Genomic DNA, 19,130 nt, shown 5'->3' with positions numbered 1-19,130 from the left:
CTTAAAACCCAATCTGTACGACCTATATGGTGCCGGTATGCCAACCTGTGGCGTGTAAGGAAACCCCATGTCTCTTGGAACAAAAATCGCGTGGGACGATACCGTCCTGCCCTTTCAACTTGATGCATCCGACATGCGCGGCCGCGTGGCCCGTTTGGATGGCGTGCTGGATGGCATCCTGAAGCAGCACGACTATCCGCCGCAAGTCGAAGCGCTGGTGGCTGAAATGGCTTTGCTGACCGCGTTGATCGGCCAGACCGTTGCGTTGCGCTGGAAGCTGTCGTTGCAGGTGCAGTCCAAAGGGGCGGTGCGCATGATCGCGACCGACTATTACGCGCCGCAGGAAGAAGGCCAAGCCGCCCAAATCCGCGCATATGCCAGCTTTGACCGCGACCGGCTGACCGACGCGGCACCTTTTGATCAGGTGGGCGAGGGGTATTTTGCCATCATGATCGACCAGGGCGAAGGCACGCAGCCGTATCAGGGCATCACGCCGCTGGCGGGTGGATCGCTGAGCGCATGTGCCGAGGCGTATTTCGCCCAGTCTGAGCAGTTGCCGACGCGGTTTTCGTTGAGCTTTGGTAAATCGACCGAGCCCGGCGTGGGCGAGCATTGGCGTGCCGGCGGCATCATGTTGCAGCACATGCCCAAAGCGTCGCCCTTTGCTGCATCGGGTGAAGGTACGGGTGAGATCCTGACCGCCAGCGATCTGGTAGACGGCGAAGAGGGTGAGAACTGGGGCCGCGTCAATATCCTGCTGGATACTGTCGAGGATCCGGAAATGATCGGCCCTTCGGTTGCGCCGACCGACCTTTTGGTTCGTCTGTTCCATGAGGAACAGCCGCGTGTCTATGACGCGCAATCGGTCCAGTTTGGGTGCACCTGCTCCGAGGACCGAGTGCGTCAAAGCTTGTCGATCTATTCGGCGAAGGACATCGAAAAGATGACAACGCCTGAAGGTCTGGTCACCGCTGATTGCCAGTTCTGTGGTGCGCATTACGTGCTGGATCCGGCAACTGTGGGCTTTGAAGCTGAAGACAGCAAAGGTGCATGATCCGGTTGAAAAGATCCGGGCGGCCTTGCGCCGCCCCGGTCACGGGTCCAGCGACTTTGACCTGAACCCTGACACTGTTTTGCCACCCGGGCGGCGGCTGCGCCCAGCCGGTGTTCTGGTGGCCATCTCTCTGGCTTATGAAGCGCCTCGGGTGCTTTTGACCAAACGGTCCTCAGCCCTGAAGCATCACCCAGGTCAGATCGCCTTTCCGGGCGGTAAGCAGGATGAAAGTGATGCCGACGTAACCGCAGCCGCCCTGCGCGAGGCACAGGAAGAGATTGGACTGCCCGTTGACCAGCCCGAGGTTCTGGGGTTTCTGCCGGCGCATGAAACCGTCACCTCTTTCAACGTCACCCCTGTGGTCGCAATCGTGCGAGACACATTCAAGCCTGTGCCCGAGCCCGGCGAGGTGGACGAGGTTTTCTCGACCCCTCTTGCCCATCTTCTAAATCCCGAGAATTATCTGATTGAGTCGCGTCGCTGGCGCGGTCAGAAACGCAGATACTACGCAGTTCCGTACGGCCCTTATTATATTTGGGGCGCGACGGCCCGCATATTGCGCGGGCTTGCAGCACGGGTGAATGAATGATGCAGATAAACGAGCCTTGGGTCAGTGAACCAGCGACCCAACTGGTGTGCGCCGCCCTGACTGCATCTGGTGCGCAGGCACTTTTTGTGGGTGGCTGTGTGCGCAACGCGCTTTTGGGCGCACCTGTCTCGGATATCGATATTGCCACCGACGCGCGACCCCAGCAGGTTGTTGAGATGGCGCAGGCTGTGGGGCTCAAGGCTATTCCAACGGGCATCGATCACGGTACGATCACGGTCGTCAGTGCCGGTATCCCTCACGAGATCACCACTTTCCGACGTGACGTGGAAACCGACGGGCGGCGCGCTGTTGTTGCGTTCTCTGATCACGTCGAGGAAGACGCGGCCCGGCGCGATTTCACCATGAACGCGATCTACGCACGGCCCGATGGCGCAGTGTTAGACCCGCTCGGTGGATTACCCGACCTACAGGCACGTCGGGTTCGGTTCATTGGAACGGCCGAGAATCGTATACGCGAAGATTATTTGCGCTCGCTTCGCTACTTCCGCTTTCATGCCTGGTATGGTGACGCGGACGCTGGATTTGATCCCGACGCTCTGGCCGCAATTGGTGCCAATCTTGATGGGTTGAAATCACTGTCGCGCGAACGGGTCGGGGCGGAACTGCTGAAACTACTGGCAGCGCCCGATCCCGCCCCTGCCATTGCTACAATGCGCAGCACGGGTGTCTTGGCGCAATTGTTGCCGGGTGCAAATGACCGATCCCTTTCGCCTCTTGTCGCCCTCGAACAAGCCGCAGGTGCTGATCCCGATCCGGTGCGACGGCTGGCAGCCATTGCCACGCCCGAAGACGCAGCGACATTGCGGTTGAGCCGTTCGCAGCTGCAACGTCTGACCCGGATGCGAGAGGAGGCACAAGCCACCACAAGCGTGGCCGAGTTGGGCTATCGCTATGGCGACGAAGGCGGTTTGCACGAGACTCTTCTGCGTTGCGCCTTTTTGGAACAACCTTGGTCCGAAGACCTGAGGCATGACTTACATACAGGGGCGGCTGCCCGTTTCCCAATTCAAGCCAAAGATCTGATCCCCACCTTCACAGGACCAGCGCTGGGCCAGAAATTGGCCGAGCTTGAAAACCGCTGGATCGCGTCCGGCTTTGCGTTGTCGCGCGAGGAGTTGCTGGCAAGTTAGCGCTAAGTCTCAAAAGGGGATGACAAATCAAAAAGATTGTGCTTACGTGCGGCTGTCACATGGATGGAGGACAGCGAATGTATTACGGGATCTGGTTCGGCTAAAGCCAGGACACTTGCCCCGTAAAGGGTGGTGTTCAGGCGCCATTCTTCTTCGCACGTCTGCATTTCTGCTCAATCGGAGCACTCTCCATGTTTCGCTATTTCGAAAACCTCATTGACCCTTTTGTCGCCTACAAAGAGTCCAACGCGCCACCGACAAAGCTGTGGCCGTTCATGCTGGACTATTCCCGGCCGTTTTTCCGCGTGTTTGTCTGGGCCACGCTGCTATCCATTGTTGTGGCGGGGGTTGAGGTCGGTCTGATCTATTACATGGGGCGCGTCGTAGATTTGCTTGTCGGCTCTCCCACCGAAGTCTGGCAGGATCACGGGACCGAATTGCTGCTGATGGCGGCGTTCATCCTTCTGCTGCGGCCGATTCTGCATATTCTGGATGTGCTGGTGATCAACAATGCGATCCTGCCTCAATACGGCACTCTGTTCCGCTGGCGGGCGCATAAACACGTTTTGCGTCAGTCGGTCAGTTGGTTTGAAAACGATTTTGCCGGGCGGATTGCCAACCGGATCATGCAGACACCGCCTGCCGCAGGTGAGGTGGTCTTTCAGGTCTTTGACGCGATTTCCTTCTCGCTCGCTTATCTGATTGGGGCTGCTATCTTGCTGATGGCCGCCGATCCGCGGCTTCTTTTGCCGTTGGTTATCTGGTTTGCGCTATATGCGGTGTTGGTCCGATGGGCGATCGTGCGTGTTGGTCCGGCGTCCAAGGCGGCATCTGATGCACGTTCGACTGTGACGGGGCGTGTCGTCGACAGCTACACAAACATCCATTCGGTCAAAATGTTCGCGCATGCGGATCAAGAAATGATCTATGCCCGCGAGGCAATCGAAGAAACCCGCCGAACCGTGCAGGTTGAGATGCGGATTTTCACCATTATGGATGCGTTTCTGGTCACTCTGAACGGCTTTTTGATCGTCGGGGTAGTTGGTTGGGCGATTGTGCTTTGGATGCAGGGCCAAGCCTCGGTTGGCGTGGTCGCGGCTGCAACCGCGTTGACCCTGCGCCTGAATGCCATGACCGGATGGATCATGTGGGCGCTGACCAGCCTGTTCCGCCAGCTTGGCGTAGTTGCCGAGGGGTTGGAGACGATTGCCCAGCCGATCCAGTTGCTGGATGCGCCTGATGCCAAGTCGCTAAAGCTGAACAAAGGCGAGATCGAAATCAGCGACCTGTCGCACCATTATGGCCGTGAAGCCGGTGGTCTGGACCATATCAACCTGACCATTCAGCCCGGCGAAAAGATCGGTCTGATCGGGCGGTCTGGTGCTGGTAAATCGACCCTCGTCAAGCTGCTTTTGCGGTTTTATGACGTCGAACGCGGTGCGATCCTGATTGACGGGCAGAACATCGCAGATGTCACGCAAGACAGCCTGCGCAGTCATATCGGCATGGTTCAGCAGGACAGCGCTTTGCTGCACCGGTCGGTGCGGGACAATATCCTTTATGGCCGCCCTGATGCGACCGAGGATCAGATGATCGAGGCCGCCAAGCAGGCCGAAGCGCATGACTTCATCCTTGACCTGCAAGATCCGCAGGGACGCACCGGGTACGATGCGCATGTTGGTGAGCGGGGCGTGAAGCTGTCCGGCGGGCAGCGGCAGCGCGTGACACTGGCGCGGGTGATCCTGAAAGATGCACCGATTTTGTTGTTGGATGAGGCAACATCTGCCCTAGATTCCGAGGTTGAAGCGTCAATTCAGGAAACCCTTTACGGCATGATGCAAGGCAAAACCGTGATCGCCATTGCGCACAGGCTCAGCACGATCGCGCAGATGGACCGTATTCTGGTCATGGATGGTGGGCGTATCGTTGAAGAAGGCGCGCATTCTGACCTTCTGGCGCAAGGTGGTCTTTACGCGCAGTTCTGGGCGCGGCAATCTGGCGGCTTCATGAACCCGGAGGCCGCGGAATGAGGGTTGCTGACCTCATCCAACCGTTCAAAACCACTGAAACGCCCCCACCACAGACGTTGGGGGCGTTCATTCGCTGGAGCCTGTCCGGGGCCTGGCCGATGTTGTTTGTTGCAGCCTTCTTCTCGGCCACAGCCGGTGCGATGGAGGCTGGAACAGCTTGGATTTTGGGCCGCGTGATTGATGTGGCAACATCCAGCGGTCCGGAACAGTTTCTGACCGCGCAAAACATGTGGATGATTTTCGGCGCGGTTGCGTTCTTTATGCTGGTGCGTCCGATCTTGTTTGGCCTGTCGTCCCTGTCGAACAACTACATCGTTATGCCCAACATCACCCCTTTGGTGTTGGCCAAGCTGAACCGTTGGACGCTGGGCCAGTCGGTGACATATTTCGACGATGATTTTGCTGGGCGTATTGCGCAGAAGCAGATGCAAACGTCGAACGCGATGGCGTCGGTCGTGTCGGAAACGATCAGCGCCATTGTGTTCGCTTTGGCGTCTTTGGCGGGATCTTTGCTTTTGTTAGGGTCTATTCACCCGCTTGCGATGCTGCCCTTTGCCGCTTGGTTAGTTGTCTATTTTATGCTGGTCCGCTGGTATCTGCCGCGTATCCGAAAACGTTCAGCCGCACGGGCCGGGGCGCGGGCTATGGTGTCGGGGCAGGTGGTCGATACGATCACCAATATCAAGACCGTAAAGCTGTTTGCGCATTCGGCTTTCGAAGATCAGGCTGCGCGCGACTCGATGGTGGAGCTGCGCGAACGGTCGCTGGATTTTGGAAAACTGTCCGCCAGTTTCCGGTTCATCCTGATGACGCTGGCCGGGGTACTGCCCGTGCTGCTGTTGGGAGCGACGCTTTGGTTGTGGCAACTCGGCATGGCAACCGCAGGAGATATTGTTGCGGCCGGTGCGGTCTCAATCCGCATCGCGCAAATGACGGGTTGGGTCAGTTTCACGCTGATGGGTCTGTATGCCAATGTGGGCGAAATCGAAAACGGGATGAAAACGCTGGCCAAGCGGGACCGGGTTGAGGATGTGGGGGACGCAAAAGACCTGGCCGTGAACGACGGATCTATTTCGTTCGAGCATGTCAGTTTTGCTTACGGTCGGGATGTTGGTGGCGTCATCGATCTGTCCCTGACCATAAAACCCGGCGAAAAACTGGGTATTGTCGGCGCTTCAGGGGCGGGGAAATCGACGCTCGTTTCCTTGCTGCTTCGACTCTATGACAGGGAAAATGGCGCTATTTGTATTGACGGGCAGGACGTGTCGCAGGTGACACAAGACAGCCTGCGCCGCCAGATCGGTATGGTCACGCAGGAAACGGCGATGTTCAACCGTTCGGCGCGCGAAAACATCCTATACGGTCGCCCGGATGCGTCCGAGGATGAGATGATCACCGCCGCGAAAAAGGCCGAGGCGCATGAATTCATCCTCAGCCTTGAGGATGCCAATGGTCGCCAAGGCTATGACGCTCATCTGGGCGAAAGGGGTGTAAAACTCAGCGGCGGGCAGCGTCAGCGGATCGCTTTGGCCCGTGCCATTTTGAAGGACGCGCCGATATTGGTTCTGGACGAAGCGACCTCGGCGCTGGATTCCGAGGTTGAAGCCTCGATTCAGACCGCGCTGCATCGGGTGATGGAGGGTAAGACCGTTCTGGCCATTGCGCACCGCCTGTCCACCCTCAGCGAGATGGATCGGATCGTTGTTCTGGACCAGGGGCGGATTGTCGAAAGCGGAACGCATGAGGCGCTGCTGGATCAAGGCGGGCTTTATGCGCGGTTCTGGCATCGTCAATCAGGCGGCTTCATTCAGGCGGAAGCTGCGGAATAAGAACCTTTGCGGTTTTCTTAACCACACCGTATCGGAATGCGCGTTCGACCGGAGGGAGAGGCAGCGTATTCCGATCCAATGCAAACGCAAAACGCCCTAAGGGGTTTTGTTGACGTGGAAGCCCGGCTATCAGGCCCTTAATGACACAGCAATTCACAATCACAAGGCTTGGCCATCAGGGCGACGGCATTGCCGATGGCCCGATCTATGCCCCGCGCACCCTGCCCGGCGAGGTCGTAAGCGGCACTTTGACGGGTCAAGTGCTGACCGATATCCGGGTGGAAACGCCATCCGAAGATCGGGTCAAGGCGCCGTGTCGCCATTACAAAGCCTGCGGCGGGTGTCAGTTGCAGCATGCGTCTGACGCTTTTGTGGCCGATTGGAAGCTTGAAATTGTGCGCAACGCCTTGGCCGCGCAGGGTCTGGATGCACAGATGTGCCCGATCCACACGTCACCCGAACAGTCGCGCAGGCGTGCAACGGTTGCTGTAAGACGAACAAAGAAGGGCACATTGGCCGGGTTTCATGGTCGCGCGTCGGACACGATCACTGAAATCCCCGACTGCCGGTTGCTTGATCCCGAGTTGATCGCAGCCATTCCTGTGGCCGAGGCGCTGGCCGTTCTGGGAGGAAGCCGTAAGGGTATTCTGGCGGTGACGCTTACACTCTCCGAAGGGGGATTGGATGTAGCCGTCAAAGGCGGCAAACCATTGGACGGGCCGCTGGAACTGGCGCTCGCTCAAGCGACAGAGAAACACGGGTTGGCGCGGCTGAGTTGGGATGATGAAGTGATCGCCATGCGACAAGCGCCGCTTCAACGTTTTGGAACGGCTGACGTCACACCGCCTCCCGGCGCGTTCCTGCAGGCGACAAAGGACGGAGAACAGGCTCTATTACAGGCTGTTTTGAAGGCAACAGAGGGCGCCAAGCGCGTTGTCGATCTGTTTGCAGGTAGCGGTACGTTTTCCCTTCCCTTGGCCCAAACTGCTGAAGTTCACGCTGTGGAAGGCGAGGCCGCCATGGGTCAGGCATTGGATCAGGGTTGGCGCAAGGCGCATGGTTTGAAGCGCGTAACGACTGAGGCCCGCGATCTGTTCCGTCGTCCATTGATGCCCGATGAGTTGAAGGCGTTTGACGCGATCGTGTTGGATCCACCCCGTGCCGGAGCCGAGGCGCAGGTGGAAGAACTGGCCAAAGCAAAGCGCCCGGTGATTGCTTACGTTTCGTGCAACCCGGTGAGCTTTGCACGGGACGCGAAAATCCTTGTTAACGCAGGCTACACCCTTGAATGGGTACAGGTCGTTGACCAATTTCGATGGTCGTCACATACGGAACTTGCTGCGCGGTTTGTCCTGAACGCCGCATCTTGAACAGACAGGAGAACGCGACACATGGGTGTCAAACAGCGCTTGCTGACCATCATCGAAGCCCCGGCTTTCGGACGTTTCATCACAGCTGTCATCATTTTCAACGCGATTCTCTTGGGGATGGAGACGTCGCCCACCCTGATGGAGGCAGCAGGACCGCTGATTGTCACGCTGGACAAGCTGTGCCTTGCGATCTTTGTCGCTGAGATCACGATGAAGCTGATTGCGACCGGGCGCAGGTTCTTTACCAGCGGTTGGAATATTTTCGACTTTCTTATCGTGGGCATCGCGCTTGTCCCCAGTGCCGGCAGTTTGTCTGTGCTGCGGGCTCTGCGAATTCTGCGGGTGTTGCGGGTAATCTCTGTTGCGCCCCGTCTACGGCGCGTGGTCGAAGGATTCATTTCGGCCCTGCCAGGGATGGCCAGTGTCTTCCTGCTGATGGCCATCCTGTTCTACATCGGTGCGGTGATCTCGACCAAGCTGTTCTCGGTGTCATTTCCCGTCTGGTTCGGTGATCTGGGCCTGTCGGCTTACACCCTGTTCCAGATCATGACGTTGGAAAGCTGGTCCATGGGCATCGTCCGCCCCGTGATGGAGGTTTATCCCTACGCATGGCTGTTTTTTGTGCCATTTATCATGGTCACGACCTTTGCCGTGGTGAACCTGCTGGTCGGTCTGATCGTGAACTCGATGCAGGATGCCCATCATGCAGAAGACGAGGTTAAAACCGACGCCTATCGTGATGAGGTGCTGGAACGGCTGGAAAATATCGAACGTCGCCTGACCGAGCAGATAAACAGCAAAAAGTGATTTCCGTTTCTGAAGGTTTTTGGCATATTAATCTCCAAAAAACAGAGCAGGCAGTGAAAAAATGGATCGTCGAGCATTCGGATTGGGGGTGATGGCAACGCTGAGCCTTTCGGCTTGTGCCTCAGCCAGCCCAAGATTTCTGACATATAATGGGCCCGAAGTGACCTCTTTGGTGGTCAACAAGGGCGCGCGCAAACTCTATCTGCTGCATCATGAGCAGGTATTGCGTGAATATGAAGTTGATTTGGGCTTTGCGCCACGCGGAACAAAGACCAAGAAAGGCGATGGTCGAACGCCCGAGGGCAGCTATCTGATCGATCGCCGGAATCCCCGCAGCCGTTATCATTTGTCGCTGGGCATCTCGTACCCCAACTCTCAGGATGTCGCGCAGGCCAAGGCAGCGGGCGTTGATCCGGGGGGCGATATTTTCATCCACGGCCAGCCCAATCTTCGGTCCGAGTTCAAGCGTGCTCGCAAAACGCCGGATTGGACGGCGGGATGCATCGCGGTCAAGAATGACGAGATGGAAGAGATCTATGCCATGGTGAACAAAGGTACGCTTATCACCTTGCGCCCTTAGTGGCGTCCGGCGCCCAGGCACCAAACCCAAACACTTCATAGTCGCGCTGGTAGACCTCTGCTGCCAGCGCCTCAAGCTCTGCGTCGTAAATCTGGCTCAACGTAAATGGCACATCGGGTGCGCATTGGTCCGGCTCGGGCGGGTTCGAATGCCCAACTTCGCGTGCCAGTGCGGGAAGCGCTGTTGCCAATTCGTCTTCTCGCAGGATCAGGTCCGGCAAAAGGAAACTGGCAATCCCGTCCAAAACCCGGGATTGGCTGCACCACGTCCCATCAACGCGGATTGGCGTCTGACCGTTCAGGTTGAGGCGCAAGAAGCCCAGAAAAGCCGCAAACGCATCCCGGTGCTGCTCGACCGAATAATTCGTGTCCCGCACCTGCCCGGGGATCGGCATCTTGAGCCGATTGCGAAGATAATTTCGCACCATTTTATAACTGCCCGGCCCTGTGCTCAGGATGTGTTGGCAAAATGCCGTATGCGCCCGTGCCAGCGGGTGACGCAGGACGGTGAATTTTCGATGACCGGGATGATCCTTCAGCCAGGTTCGGATTTGTTTTCTGTTTCGATCGGTGATCAAATCGTTAGCCGAGCTGCCATCCAAATCGGTCAACCATTGGGCAATAACAGGCTCTAATCCGTTACGAATGGGCAAATACATCAGGGCTGATTTTGACGCTGCGATGTATTGCGGTACGGCGGCCCCGCGTTGCGGCTCAAAGCCCTTGGTCTCATGCAATCCAAAGCGATCAACATCCCTCAAAGCTTGGGTCATTTCTTCGGGGTTGGTGACTTTTGAAACCGCAGGGGCCGGGTTTTGCGGTTTCAGCGTGTCATCCAGCCGGGTCAAACGCGCTTTTACCCCCAGCCATGCCGCCAGACCGTTTAGAACGTCCAACTCGGTCAGATCATCATAGGTGACGAAAAACGCGTTCTGACCCGTCTTCTGCAAATGTCGCCGCAACATGTGCTGGTGGTTTTGGATCTGATCCAGATAGTCCGTGAATTCTTGCGTATCAAAAGCAATCTCGGCCTCAATGCGCCGTTTGACGTTTTTAAGCAACCATTGCTGGGTTGCCCGCGCGATTTTCAGCGAAAGGTAACTGTCCAGAGGGTTGCGTGTCAGAATGATCTTGGCGCAGCGAGGGTCATTCAGGATCGGTTTCAGGATGCGTGGGTCATGTTCCTGGAAATATCGGAACCCGTTGATGTCACCGGGGGCCGAGCGAATGGCCTTGAGCAACTTTGCCGGATCCGCGTCACGGTCTTCCAACGACAGGCCCAGCAGAGTTTCAGATTTCAGATTACCGGCAAAATGTGGGTTAAACGCCTCACCATGGCAGGTCACGCCGTCCAGCGCGTTCAGGTTTGCCTCTAGCAAATTCGATCCTGTGCGCATGGCCGCCAGTACGACGAAGTAATCATAGTTGGCTGCCATCGACCGTCACTGCACCAGATAGGGTTTGCGGAAAGGTTTTGTTTGCCGACCAAACACATCGTCAGATGGGAAATCTCCCATTAGATAAGGATGCATGCCCTGGTTCTTGAGGTTTTGCAGGAACTTTCCGAACCCGGACAAGTCAACCATGGTGGGCACTTCTGTCAGGTGGCTGGCCTGATTTGCACCGATCTCGTCCAGGATCGTCTGCAACGGATCCATCGGCGATTCAATGAAGTCGGCCAAAGTCCAGTTGCGCATACGGGCTTTGGTCCAGACCGAGGTCATCACCTCAAGCTGTTTGGTTTCAATCTGCTGCAACCGCGCGGCTTCGCATCGGATTTCCGAAAAGTTCAGGTTTGACCGAAACAGCGGAATTGCCCATGCCCCAGTGATAATCGAAATCTGAGCATTCTTGTCACGTGCGAGAAGCCAGTTGATTTCCTGTGTGTCCCGAGGGCTGAACTGAAAACACTGCCGTTCACCCCGCGTGTTCCAGATCAAACTAGACAGGAAAGCTGTGGGGTTATAGTCGCGCAAAGATGCGCAATCGCTTAAGGCCCCGTTTGTTATGGTTTCGCCCTGTGCAAATTCGGCCCGGTCGGGTCCAAACAGATGGCCATGGACCGTTGTGCTTGTGGCCGTTGCTAGCCAGGTTTCAAAATCCTCAAACAATTCAGAAAAGCCCTGAAACACGGAATAGGGTGAAGATGTCAGGCCATTTTCGCTGCCGTGTCGCGGAAAGCGGCTTTGCATATACAACCCGTCGCGCCCACGTGTCCGTCTTTCAACGGCTTTCGAGAAGATGCGATCAATCTTGCCGGGGTTGGGTTCTGCCGGTTTCATAGCGCTGGTCTGGTCCGTCAGAAACGCCTGATACAACCGCTCTGCTTGAGGCCATATCTTTCGGGCGACAAAGCAATCCGAGCGTCGCAGCAATTGCAGGTGATCGTCGTAGAAAATATGCGGGCGGCCCTGATAGTCGAACTTGGACAAAGTTAAGGACCGGCTTTCAATATGTGTGGAATACTGCCGGGCCAGGGTTTGGAAATAGCTTTCGTCCGGGATCCAAACATGACGGAAATACAGGTCATACTGCTTGCGCTTGGGGTCCTGAAGAATAGCCGAGAGTGTTTGGCGGGTAAGGCACCACCACTGGCTGCCCATATGTGGCACTAACCCGTCGGGAATGCGCCTGCGATACCCCACCGCACGTTGCAGCCTGACGTAAGCGTCAAAAAGCTTACGTTGTTTGCGCCATGAAAACGGAAATCTCAGGGTAAATCGCTCATGGTCCAGCCCTCCAATCGTCCAGCTGACATCGGATGTTGTCGCGCTCTCGATAAAATCAACACGGGGTCGGTCGGCCAGGTAATCGATCAGTTCCTGAACGGGCCGCAACGGCAGGCAGGCTCCTGAGGACAGAAACACATGCCGTACGTCTGGGAATTGGTCCAGCATCACCTCGGATGCGCTTTGTGAGGCGGCAACGATACCCCATCCCCCCCAATCGCACTTGTGGCGTTCAGAAAACACAATTCCCGGATCGTTCGAGCAGGACGCTTTAAAGCGCGTATAGACACCGTCGGCTACTTTGCGGTCCACATGGATCACGACCGGGCATCCTGCGGCCGTCCAGTGACGCGCCACCTGTTCGGCTCGGTCCAGCGAAGTATGGACCAACATGACGATGCCCAGACCGCTCATGCCCAGTTTCCCTTGGACATCAGGCCCAGAATCTCAAGTTGCCTCCAGTTTATGTATGCCTCGGACCATTCGCACCAGAAAACCGGCTTTTCCTCTAGCTGCGCAGCGTAGGCTTTGTATTCACCCGAACCGCGATAATGCTGACCACGTTCCAGTTCCTCGCGTGCCTTGTCGCCAAGGGTGTTGATCAGTTTGGCATGAAGCAGGGACCCGCTGGCTTTTTCTCCGCCCCATTCGTCATAAACCTGGTTCAATCCACGGGGTAAAAGTGAATGTGTCGAGCTGACATAGACATACCGCCGATCCCATTTGACCAAGGGAATCTTGTTCAACGCCGGAGCCTTGGATGGGTTTTCTCGGAAAAACACGCGCGCCCTGGGGCCACCTTGAATCCAAAGGTTTTTGTAATCCGGGTTTTTGGTGATCATGTAGTTCCCGGGATCGAACCAACGCGCGATTTCGAACGGGTCCTGACCTTCTCGGTAGGGTTCGGCATCGACCGAGCCTTCGGGGTACATGTCGATCAACATGGTTCCAAAACTGCGCACGGCGCTGCCATCCAGCCAATCCGTCAAGGCGCGGATCGGGCGGGTATCGCAATACGGATAGATGAAGAACTCGTCGGGATCGACGGTCAAAACCCAATGGCCATGGGCGTATTTGCGCAGGATATAGTTCGACCAGTCCAAACCATATCCCGCGCGTTTGTAACTGGTTGTTGTCCGCCAGACTGACACGTCGGCCTGTTCCTTCAGGAACTCAAAGCTTCCGTCATCGCTGTTGTTGTCGACGAACAGAAAGTGGTCGATGCCAAGCTTGCGGTAATATTCCAGAAAAAAGGGCAGGCGGATTTTTTCGTTACGGATAACGCTCATCAACAGGATGTCGTCGCGCCGAATTGCTGATGTGTTGACGCTGGCGGGTTTCAGTTCACGGCGTCGCCTGAGGCAACGCAAAATGCGGCGCTTGCGCCGCAATCTCATTTTGTAGGACTCAAACAGGCTCACGTGACTGCCCAACCCTTTTTATAACGCGAGCTTTCCCCGACCTCGTCTTTGCTGTTGGCACGACAAGGCATTACCGGTTTATGCCACTTTTGCATCTTCTGAGGCAACAATTTAGACCCCAGTAAAGGTAAACGTATCGTTGACTGATGCGTTTTCATTGTCGGACCCAGCCTTGGTCTGACATCAGCCCCAATTCTTGCAACTGTGCCCAGCCAGTGTATTGCACCGATTGTGGTGTCCACATGTCCGGTTGATTAAGTATGCCGTCATAATACGCGCCGAATTGGTTCGGATCATGAAAGTGCTGGCGTCGTTGCTTTTCGGATCTGGACTTTTCAACAACCTCGGGCAGGAATTTCGTGTGAAGCAACACCCCAGAAGGCGCCGAACCGCCCGGCCCGTCATACGCGTTGTTCAGGTGGCGCGGCAGGGCGGAATGGCATGAGTTCACATATGCATAGCGTCGCGACCAGCGCATCAGGGGGAGTTTGTTCAGTGTCGGTGACCGTTGCCGGGTCGTGCTGAAAAACATCCGTTCCCGAACCCCACCCTGAACCCAAAGATTGCCCATCGGGCTTTGCCTTTGGGCGCGATAGGGGCCGGCATCGAACCAACACAGCAGATTTGTCGGGTCGGTATCTGGATCATAGGTGTCACGGCCCAACGGACCTTTGGGATAGAGGTCCAGCATCAACGCGCCAAAACCCACCCGGCCTTGTCGGTCCAACCAGGCCGTCAAATCCTGCAGGGGTCGGGTATCGCACTGGGAATAAACCAACAGTTCATCCGCATCGACCATCAGACACCAGTGATTGTGCCCATATCGCATCTGAAGCCAGGTCAGCCAATCCAGTCCAAACCGAGATCCCCGATAACTGGAGTAGGTTTGCCAGACAGATACATCCGGTTGATTCAGCAGAAGCTCAGTTGAACCGTCATCGCTGCCGTTGTCGACGATCAGAAAATGACGCACACCCAATTGACGATAGTGACGAAAGAACCAGGGCAGGCGGGTAATCTCGTTGCGCAAGGTGATAAAGGCCAGCACATCGCCCGCGTGGATTTCGCGGGTCTGGTCTTTCAGGCACGTCAACTGGTGCCGACTGCGCAAGGACCGCCACAGCAGCCGTCGACGTTTCCAACGCAGCAGATACTTTTGCCGCCAACTGATCAGGGGCAGGTTCTGCAGGGAGTCGGAGGTCACGGACGGCTCATTTTTCGTAATGGCCGTTCTGATGCCAGCGCCAGGCGTCCGCTATCATCGTCTCTAACGTTGAGCGTTTTGGCGTCCATCCCAGTTCGGTTTCGGCCCGCACAGAGCCCGAGACCAGCTTGGTGCAATCGCCCGCCCGACGCGGCCCGGTTGAATAAGGCACGGGGCGATTTGTGACAGATTTGGATTGCTCGATCACCTCAAGCACGGAAAATCCCGATCCGGTGCCCAGGTTGAAGACACGGCTTTCCTTGCCTTGTTCCAGCCAGTCCAATCCCAGCACATGCGCGTCGACCAGATCGCAGACATGTACATAGTCGCGGATACATGTGCCGTCGGGTGTGTCGTAATCGGTGCCAAAGACGGTCAGGCCCTCACGCTTTCCGTCAATCGCATCCAGCATCAGGGGGATCAGGTGGGTCTCGGGTCGGTGGAATTCGCCCACCTCTCCTTCCGGGTCTGCCCCGGCGACATTGAAATAGCGAAAGATGACATGGCGCAGGCCGTGGGCCGCTTCGAAATCATTCAGAATGTCCTCGATTGCGCGTTTTGAGGCACCATAGGCGTTCAGAGGATACTGCGCAGTGGATTCATCCAGAACCACGTTGTCATGCTCGCCATAGGTGGCGCATGTGGATGAGAACACGAAATCCAGGCACCCGGCTGCAACCGCAGCTTCGATCAAGGTCAACGAACCCGTGACGTTGTTTGACCAATACAGCCCGGGCTGGCGCATTGCGTCACCCACTTGGCTGAGGGCCGCAAAGTGCATTACCGCGGCTGGTTTGTGTTTGGCAAACACCTGATCCAGACGGTCCCGGTCCAGCAGGTCGCCTTGCTCAAACGGTCCGTATTTCACCGCATCCTGCCAACCTGTGACCAGGTTGTCGTAGGTCACCGGGACGTAGCCTGCCTTCGCCAGCGCCTTGCACGCGTGCGAGCCGATATACCCGGCGCCGCCAGTTACGAGGATAGTTGTCATTGTGCGTCCTTTGGAACCAAATTGCTTGTATAAAAGATGTGGGGGCCGCCGGATGTCATGGGGAAAATTGGTTACTCCAGCCCCATCGCCGCCATCATCTCTTCAATTTTGGGCACGTCCTGCGGGTTGTTCAGCTCCCAGAACTGGCGGCCTTTGGCTTCGACCTCGACACATAGGACCTTGCGGCCGTTCTCCATGAACCTGAGTTGCTCCAGCCCTTCCAGTTGTTCCAGGGGGCCAGTGGGCCAGCCTGGATATGCCGCAAGCGCATCGGGCCGATAAGCATATACACCCACGTGATGAAACACTGGGGTCGGTTCGTCGCCCGCATAGATCTGCGATGTAAACGGTACGACCTCTTTCGAGAAATACATCGCGCTGTGATCGCGCCCGAATACGGCCGTTGTCCCACCAACACGGTCATGCTTACGGTCGTTCAGCAGACTGTTCAGCGCGTCGCCGTCGCAGCGCAGAACGGGTGTCGCAACACCGGCATCTGGTGCGGCGCGCAAACCTGCGATCAGGTCTTCGACAAACCAGTGCGGCGTCAGCGGTGCATCGCCTTGCAGGTTGACCACGATATCATGCCCACCCCCCAGAATTTCATGCGCTTCGGCACAACGTTCGGTGCCATTCTGACAATTCTCAGAGGTCATGACCACTTCGGCTCCAAACCCCTCCGAGACCTCGCGGATACGGTCGTCGTCCGTTGCAACGACCACCCGATCAACGCCCGACACAGACTTGGCCGCACGCCAGGACCGTTCGATCAACGTCATAGCCGTACCTGTGGCACCAGATAGCGGCACCAATGGTTTGCCCGGATAGCGGGTCGAAGCGTATCGGGCAGGGATGGCAATCAGAACAGACATCAGGCTTCCTTCAGTTCAACACCCGGAGCGTAGGCGATAAAAAACGGGTTGGCATATCCTTCCTTGCCATAGAGCAGCGGCGAATGGTCGTCAAAACGCACAACCCGGCCACCGGCGCCAGCCAAAACCGCGTGGCCCGCTGCGGTGTCCCATTCCATTGTGCGCCCAACGCGCGGGTAGACATCCGCCTCACCTGTCGCCACCAGGCAGAACTTGAGAGACGACCCGGCGCTTTTGCTGTCCTTGGTCTGGTATTTGTTGATGTAATCGTCGGTCGCCTGATCCCTGTGGGATTTCGAAGCCACTACAAAAAGTGCTGAATTGTCCGGTTTAGAGACTGATATTTCAGTCAGCACACCGGGTGTGTCCTTATCAAACGCGCCTGTTTCCTCGATCGACCGGCCGTCAGCTTGCGTATAGAACATACGCCCCCGTGCTGGCGCATACACCACGCCACGCGTTGGCGTGCCATTTTCAACCAGCGCAATGTTGACGGTAAAATCACCACGGCGGTTGATGAATTCCTTGGTGCCATCCAGTGGATCCACAATCAGAAAAGTATCGCCTTTTTCCGAGTGTGACGCGGCCTGCTCTTCAGTAACCAGCAGGATGTCTGGGAAAGCTGCGCGCAAACCGGCGGAGATCAATGCGTCCGCAGCCTCATCCGCTTCGGTTACCGGGCTGGAGTCCGATTTGACTTTGACATCAAAATCATCCGCCTCATAGATCTCCATGATCTTGTCACCTGCTTCTAGGGCCAGACGTCGGATGACCGGGATAAGCGCGTCGTAAGTCACAAAAATGCTCCGTTCCTGTGGTTTGTTGATCCAAACTCATGACCGACTTATGATGCGGCGGTTACGGAACGGCAAGATATTCATGCCAGATTGAGGGCGGCGAGGCAGGAAAGACCTTCGAGTGTATTACTTCAAGCGTAATCAATCGCTGCTGGGCGGCGCGTTTACAACTGCTGAACTGGTGTTCCATGCAGTCGTCAGGAACGTACGCTCGCAACATCCGAATGCGGTGATCGCAATTCTGATGAACATCGTGCAGCTGGTTGTGATGTGCATGGTGTTCTACCTGCTCATAACGCTGATGGGCCGGGGTGGCATTGCCAAGATCAGGGGTGAATTCCTGCTGTATATCTTGTCCGGCGTCTTTCCATTCATGATCCACATACAGTCGATTGGGGCAATCTCGGGGGTTGGTGCTGCCAACAACCCAATGACGTTGCATTCACCAATGAACGTAATGGTTCTGATCTTATCGGCCGCTTTCAGCACTCTGTACAAGCAGGTGATGGCGATGTTCGTCCTTCTGTTCATATACAGTGTCGCGGTCGCTCCGTTAGAGATTGAGAACCCTGGTGGCGCCTTTGGTATGGTGCTGCTGGCGTGGTTTACGGGGTGCGCGATCGGACTTGTGTTCATGGCCATCAAGCCCTGGTTCCCGAAAACTGTTTCCATGCTGACGAATATTTATCGGCGGATGAACATGATTTTCTCGGGAAAGATGTTTGTCGCAAACACTATGGGTGGTTGGTTGTTGATGATGTTTGCGTGGAATCCGCTTTTCCACATCATCGATCAATGTCGCGGCTTCATTTTCCGCAACTACTTCCCCCGTAATACCAGTTGGGAGTACGCGGTGTGGGTTGGGATCGCCCTTTTGATGATCGGATTGATGGGTGAGTTCTTTACGCGCCAGCATGTTTCGCAAAGCTGGAATGCCCGCCGTTAACGCGCCACCCGCAATGTCAGATTGATCCGCCCGCCCTTGGGCAATAAGCGCGACGATCCGAACCTGATCCGGTCCACCCCGTGATATGCCAACCGTGCGGGCCCACCCATAACGACCACATCCCCCGAGCTCAGCCAGATCGACTCGGTCTTGCCGCCGCGGGTCGTGTTGCCAATGCGAAACAGGGCGTCATCGCCCAGAGAAACTGACAACACGGGCCAGGAAAAATCAGCCTCGTCCTTGTCCTGATGCAGGCCCATCTTTGCGCCTTCGCCATAGTAATTGACCAAACAGCAATCCGGTTCACGTTCCGTACTGACCAAGTCATGCCAGATACCCAAAATACTGTCGGGAATGCCGGGCCAAACTCCGCCCTTGGGATGCTGTTCCTGATAGCGATAGCCTGCCTTGTCTGTCACCCAACCCAAATCCCCGGCCGATGTCATACGCACCGACATTTCTTTACCCGAAGGCGTAACGGGGCGAAACAAGGGTGCCGCTTTCAGAATCGGTCGCAAATCGGCAATGACCTGCGTCTGGGCGGCAGGATCCAGATAGCCTTTTCTGATATCGAACCCACGCAAAATCAGCCGCGCCATTCCGGAAACCCCAATCCTTTCCAAATCCTTGCCAAAAAAGGCCACAGATTCCCGAAAACCTGCCTTTTACGGTGCTTGCAGGCCTTTGGTCTGGCCCTTATATACGCCGGGACGCGCGATGGTAGTGCTGTCGCGCACATCAGATCGGGGACAGGATGCCGT

At 56.5% G+C, this 19,130-nt stretch carries 17 protein-coding genes; 9 read left to right on the top strand and 8 right to left on the bottom strand.

Annotation, left to right across the window (positions count from 1 at the left end; genetic code table 11):
- Positions 1–67: 67 nt before the first annotated feature.
- The 8 genes from GOV90_RS08430 (at position 68) to GOV90_RS08395 (ending at position 9,410) form a co-directional block, all read left to right on the top strand.
- Positions 68–1,054, top strand: coding sequence for an Hsp33 family molecular chaperone HslO (locus GOV90_RS08430; protein WP_171092847.1), 987 nt, complete (start codon positions 68–70; stop codon positions 1,052–1,054).
- Positions 1,047–1,643 carry a CoA pyrophosphatase gene (locus tag GOV90_RS08425; RefSeq protein WP_171093350.1) on the top strand — a complete coding sequence of 199 codons (597 nt, stop codon included), beginning with the start codon at positions 1,047–1,049 and terminating at the stop codon, positions 1,641–1,643. The genes GOV90_RS08430 and GOV90_RS08425 overlap by 8 nt, the downstream gene beginning before the upstream one ends.
- Entirely contained in the window at positions 1,640–2,794 is a 1,155-nt protein-coding gene (locus tag GOV90_RS08420; protein WP_171092849.1) for a CCA tRNA nucleotidyltransferase, read from the top strand. Before GOV90_RS08425 ends, GOV90_RS08420 begins: the two co-directional genes overlap by 4 nt.
- 191 nt (positions 2,795–2,985) lie before the next feature.
- Positions 2,986–4,824, top strand: a complete 1,839-nt coding sequence (locus GOV90_RS08415) for an ABC transporter ATP-binding protein (RefSeq protein ID WP_171092852.1) — start codon at positions 2,986–2,988, stop codon at positions 4,822–4,824.
- Positions 4,821–6,653, top strand: coding sequence for an ABC transporter ATP-binding protein (locus tag GOV90_RS08410; RefSeq protein ID WP_171092854.1), 1,833 nt, complete (start codon positions 4,821–4,823; stop codon positions 6,651–6,653). The genes GOV90_RS08415 and GOV90_RS08410 overlap by 4 nt, the downstream gene beginning before the upstream one ends.
- 140 nt (positions 6,654–6,793) lie before the next feature.
- Complete coding sequence (locus GOV90_RS08405; protein ID WP_171092857.1) at positions 6,794–8,023, top strand: class I SAM-dependent RNA methyltransferase; 1,230 nt, start codon at positions 6,794–6,796, stop codon at positions 8,021–8,023.
- Between the two features lie 21 nt (positions 8,024–8,044).
- On the top strand, positions 8,045–8,830 hold the full coding sequence (locus tag GOV90_RS08400) for an ion transporter (protein WP_171092859.1): 786 nt from the start codon (positions 8,045–8,047) through the stop codon (positions 8,828–8,830).
- A gap of 61 nt (positions 8,831–8,891) precedes the next feature.
- Positions 8,892–9,410: a murein L,D-transpeptidase family protein gene (locus GOV90_RS08395; protein WP_171092861.1), complete on the top strand. Its 519-nt coding sequence runs from the start codon at positions 8,892–8,894 to the stop codon at positions 9,408–9,410.
- On the opposite strand, the gene GOV90_RS08390 is transcribed toward GOV90_RS08395, so the two are convergent.
- The 7 genes from GOV90_RS08390 to cysQ all read right to left on the bottom strand — a co-directional run bounded on the left by GOV90_RS08390 (position 9,394) and on the right by cysQ (position 17,423).
- Positions 9,394–10,845 carry a nodulation protein NodH gene (locus tag GOV90_RS08390; RefSeq protein ID WP_171092863.1) on the bottom strand — a complete coding sequence of 484 codons (1,452 nt, stop codon included), beginning with the start codon at positions 10,843–10,845 and terminating at the stop codon, positions 9,394–9,396. The two genes, GOV90_RS08395 and GOV90_RS08390, sit on opposite strands and share 17 nt — an antisense overlap.
- A gap of 6 nt (positions 10,846–10,851) precedes the next feature.
- Positions 10,852–12,552, bottom strand: coding sequence for a beta-1,6-N-acetylglucosaminyltransferase (locus tag GOV90_RS08385; RefSeq protein ID WP_171092865.1), 1,701 nt, complete (start codon positions 12,550–12,552; stop codon positions 10,852–10,854).
- The gene (locus GOV90_RS08380; RefSeq protein ID WP_171093352.1) at positions 12,549–13,535 is read right to left on the bottom strand and encodes a glycosyltransferase family 2 protein; all 987 of its coding nucleotides are present in this window, start codon (positions 13,533–13,535) and stop codon (positions 12,549–12,551) included. Before GOV90_RS08380 ends, GOV90_RS08385 begins: the two co-directional genes overlap by 4 nt.
- Positions 13,536–13,713: 178 nt before the next feature.
- The gene (locus GOV90_RS08375; protein ID WP_171092867.1) at positions 13,714–14,763 is read right to left on the bottom strand and encodes a glycosyltransferase family 2 protein; all 1,050 of its coding nucleotides are present in this window, start codon (positions 14,761–14,763) and stop codon (positions 13,714–13,716) included.
- A gap of 7 nt (positions 14,764–14,770) precedes the next feature.
- Positions 14,771–15,754, bottom strand: coding sequence for a UDP-glucose 4-epimerase GalE (gene galE, locus GOV90_RS08370; RefSeq protein ID WP_171092869.1), 984 nt, complete (start codon positions 15,752–15,754; stop codon positions 14,771–14,773).
- A gap of 71 nt (positions 15,755–15,825) precedes the next feature.
- On the bottom strand, positions 15,826–16,626 hold the full coding sequence (locus tag GOV90_RS08365) for a manno-octulosonate cytidylyltransferase (RefSeq protein ID WP_171092871.1): 801 nt from the start codon (positions 16,624–16,626) through the stop codon (positions 15,826–15,828).
- Positions 16,626–17,423, bottom strand: a complete 798-nt coding sequence (gene cysQ / locus GOV90_RS08360; protein WP_171092873.1) for a 3'(2'),5'-bisphosphate nucleotidase CysQ — start codon at positions 17,421–17,423, stop codon at positions 16,626–16,628. Before cysQ ends, GOV90_RS08365 begins: the two co-directional genes overlap by 1 nt.
- 121 nt (positions 17,424–17,544) lie before the next feature.
- Between cysQ and GOV90_RS08355 the strand changes: the two genes are divergently transcribed.
- Positions 17,545–18,369: an ABC transporter permease gene (locus GOV90_RS08355; protein WP_171092875.1), complete on the top strand. Its 825-nt coding sequence runs from the start codon at positions 17,545–17,547 to the stop codon at positions 18,367–18,369.
- Here the strand turns inward: GOV90_RS08355 and GOV90_RS08350 are convergent.
- On the bottom strand, positions 18,366–18,968 hold the full coding sequence (locus GOV90_RS08350; protein WP_171092876.1) for an alpha-ketoglutarate-dependent dioxygenase AlkB: 603 nt from the start codon (positions 18,966–18,968) through the stop codon (positions 18,366–18,368). The two genes, GOV90_RS08355 and GOV90_RS08350, sit on opposite strands and share 4 nt — an antisense overlap.
- Between the last annotated feature and the right edge of the window lie 162 nt (positions 18,969–19,130).

Source organism: Ruegeria sp. HKCCA5929, assembly GCF_013034525.1.
Taxonomy (GTDB): domain Bacteria; phylum Pseudomonadota; class Alphaproteobacteria; order Rhodobacterales; family Rhodobacteraceae; genus Ruegeria.
Note: the sequence above shows the minus strand (reverse complement) of the source record. Positions and strands in the feature narration are given on the sequence as shown.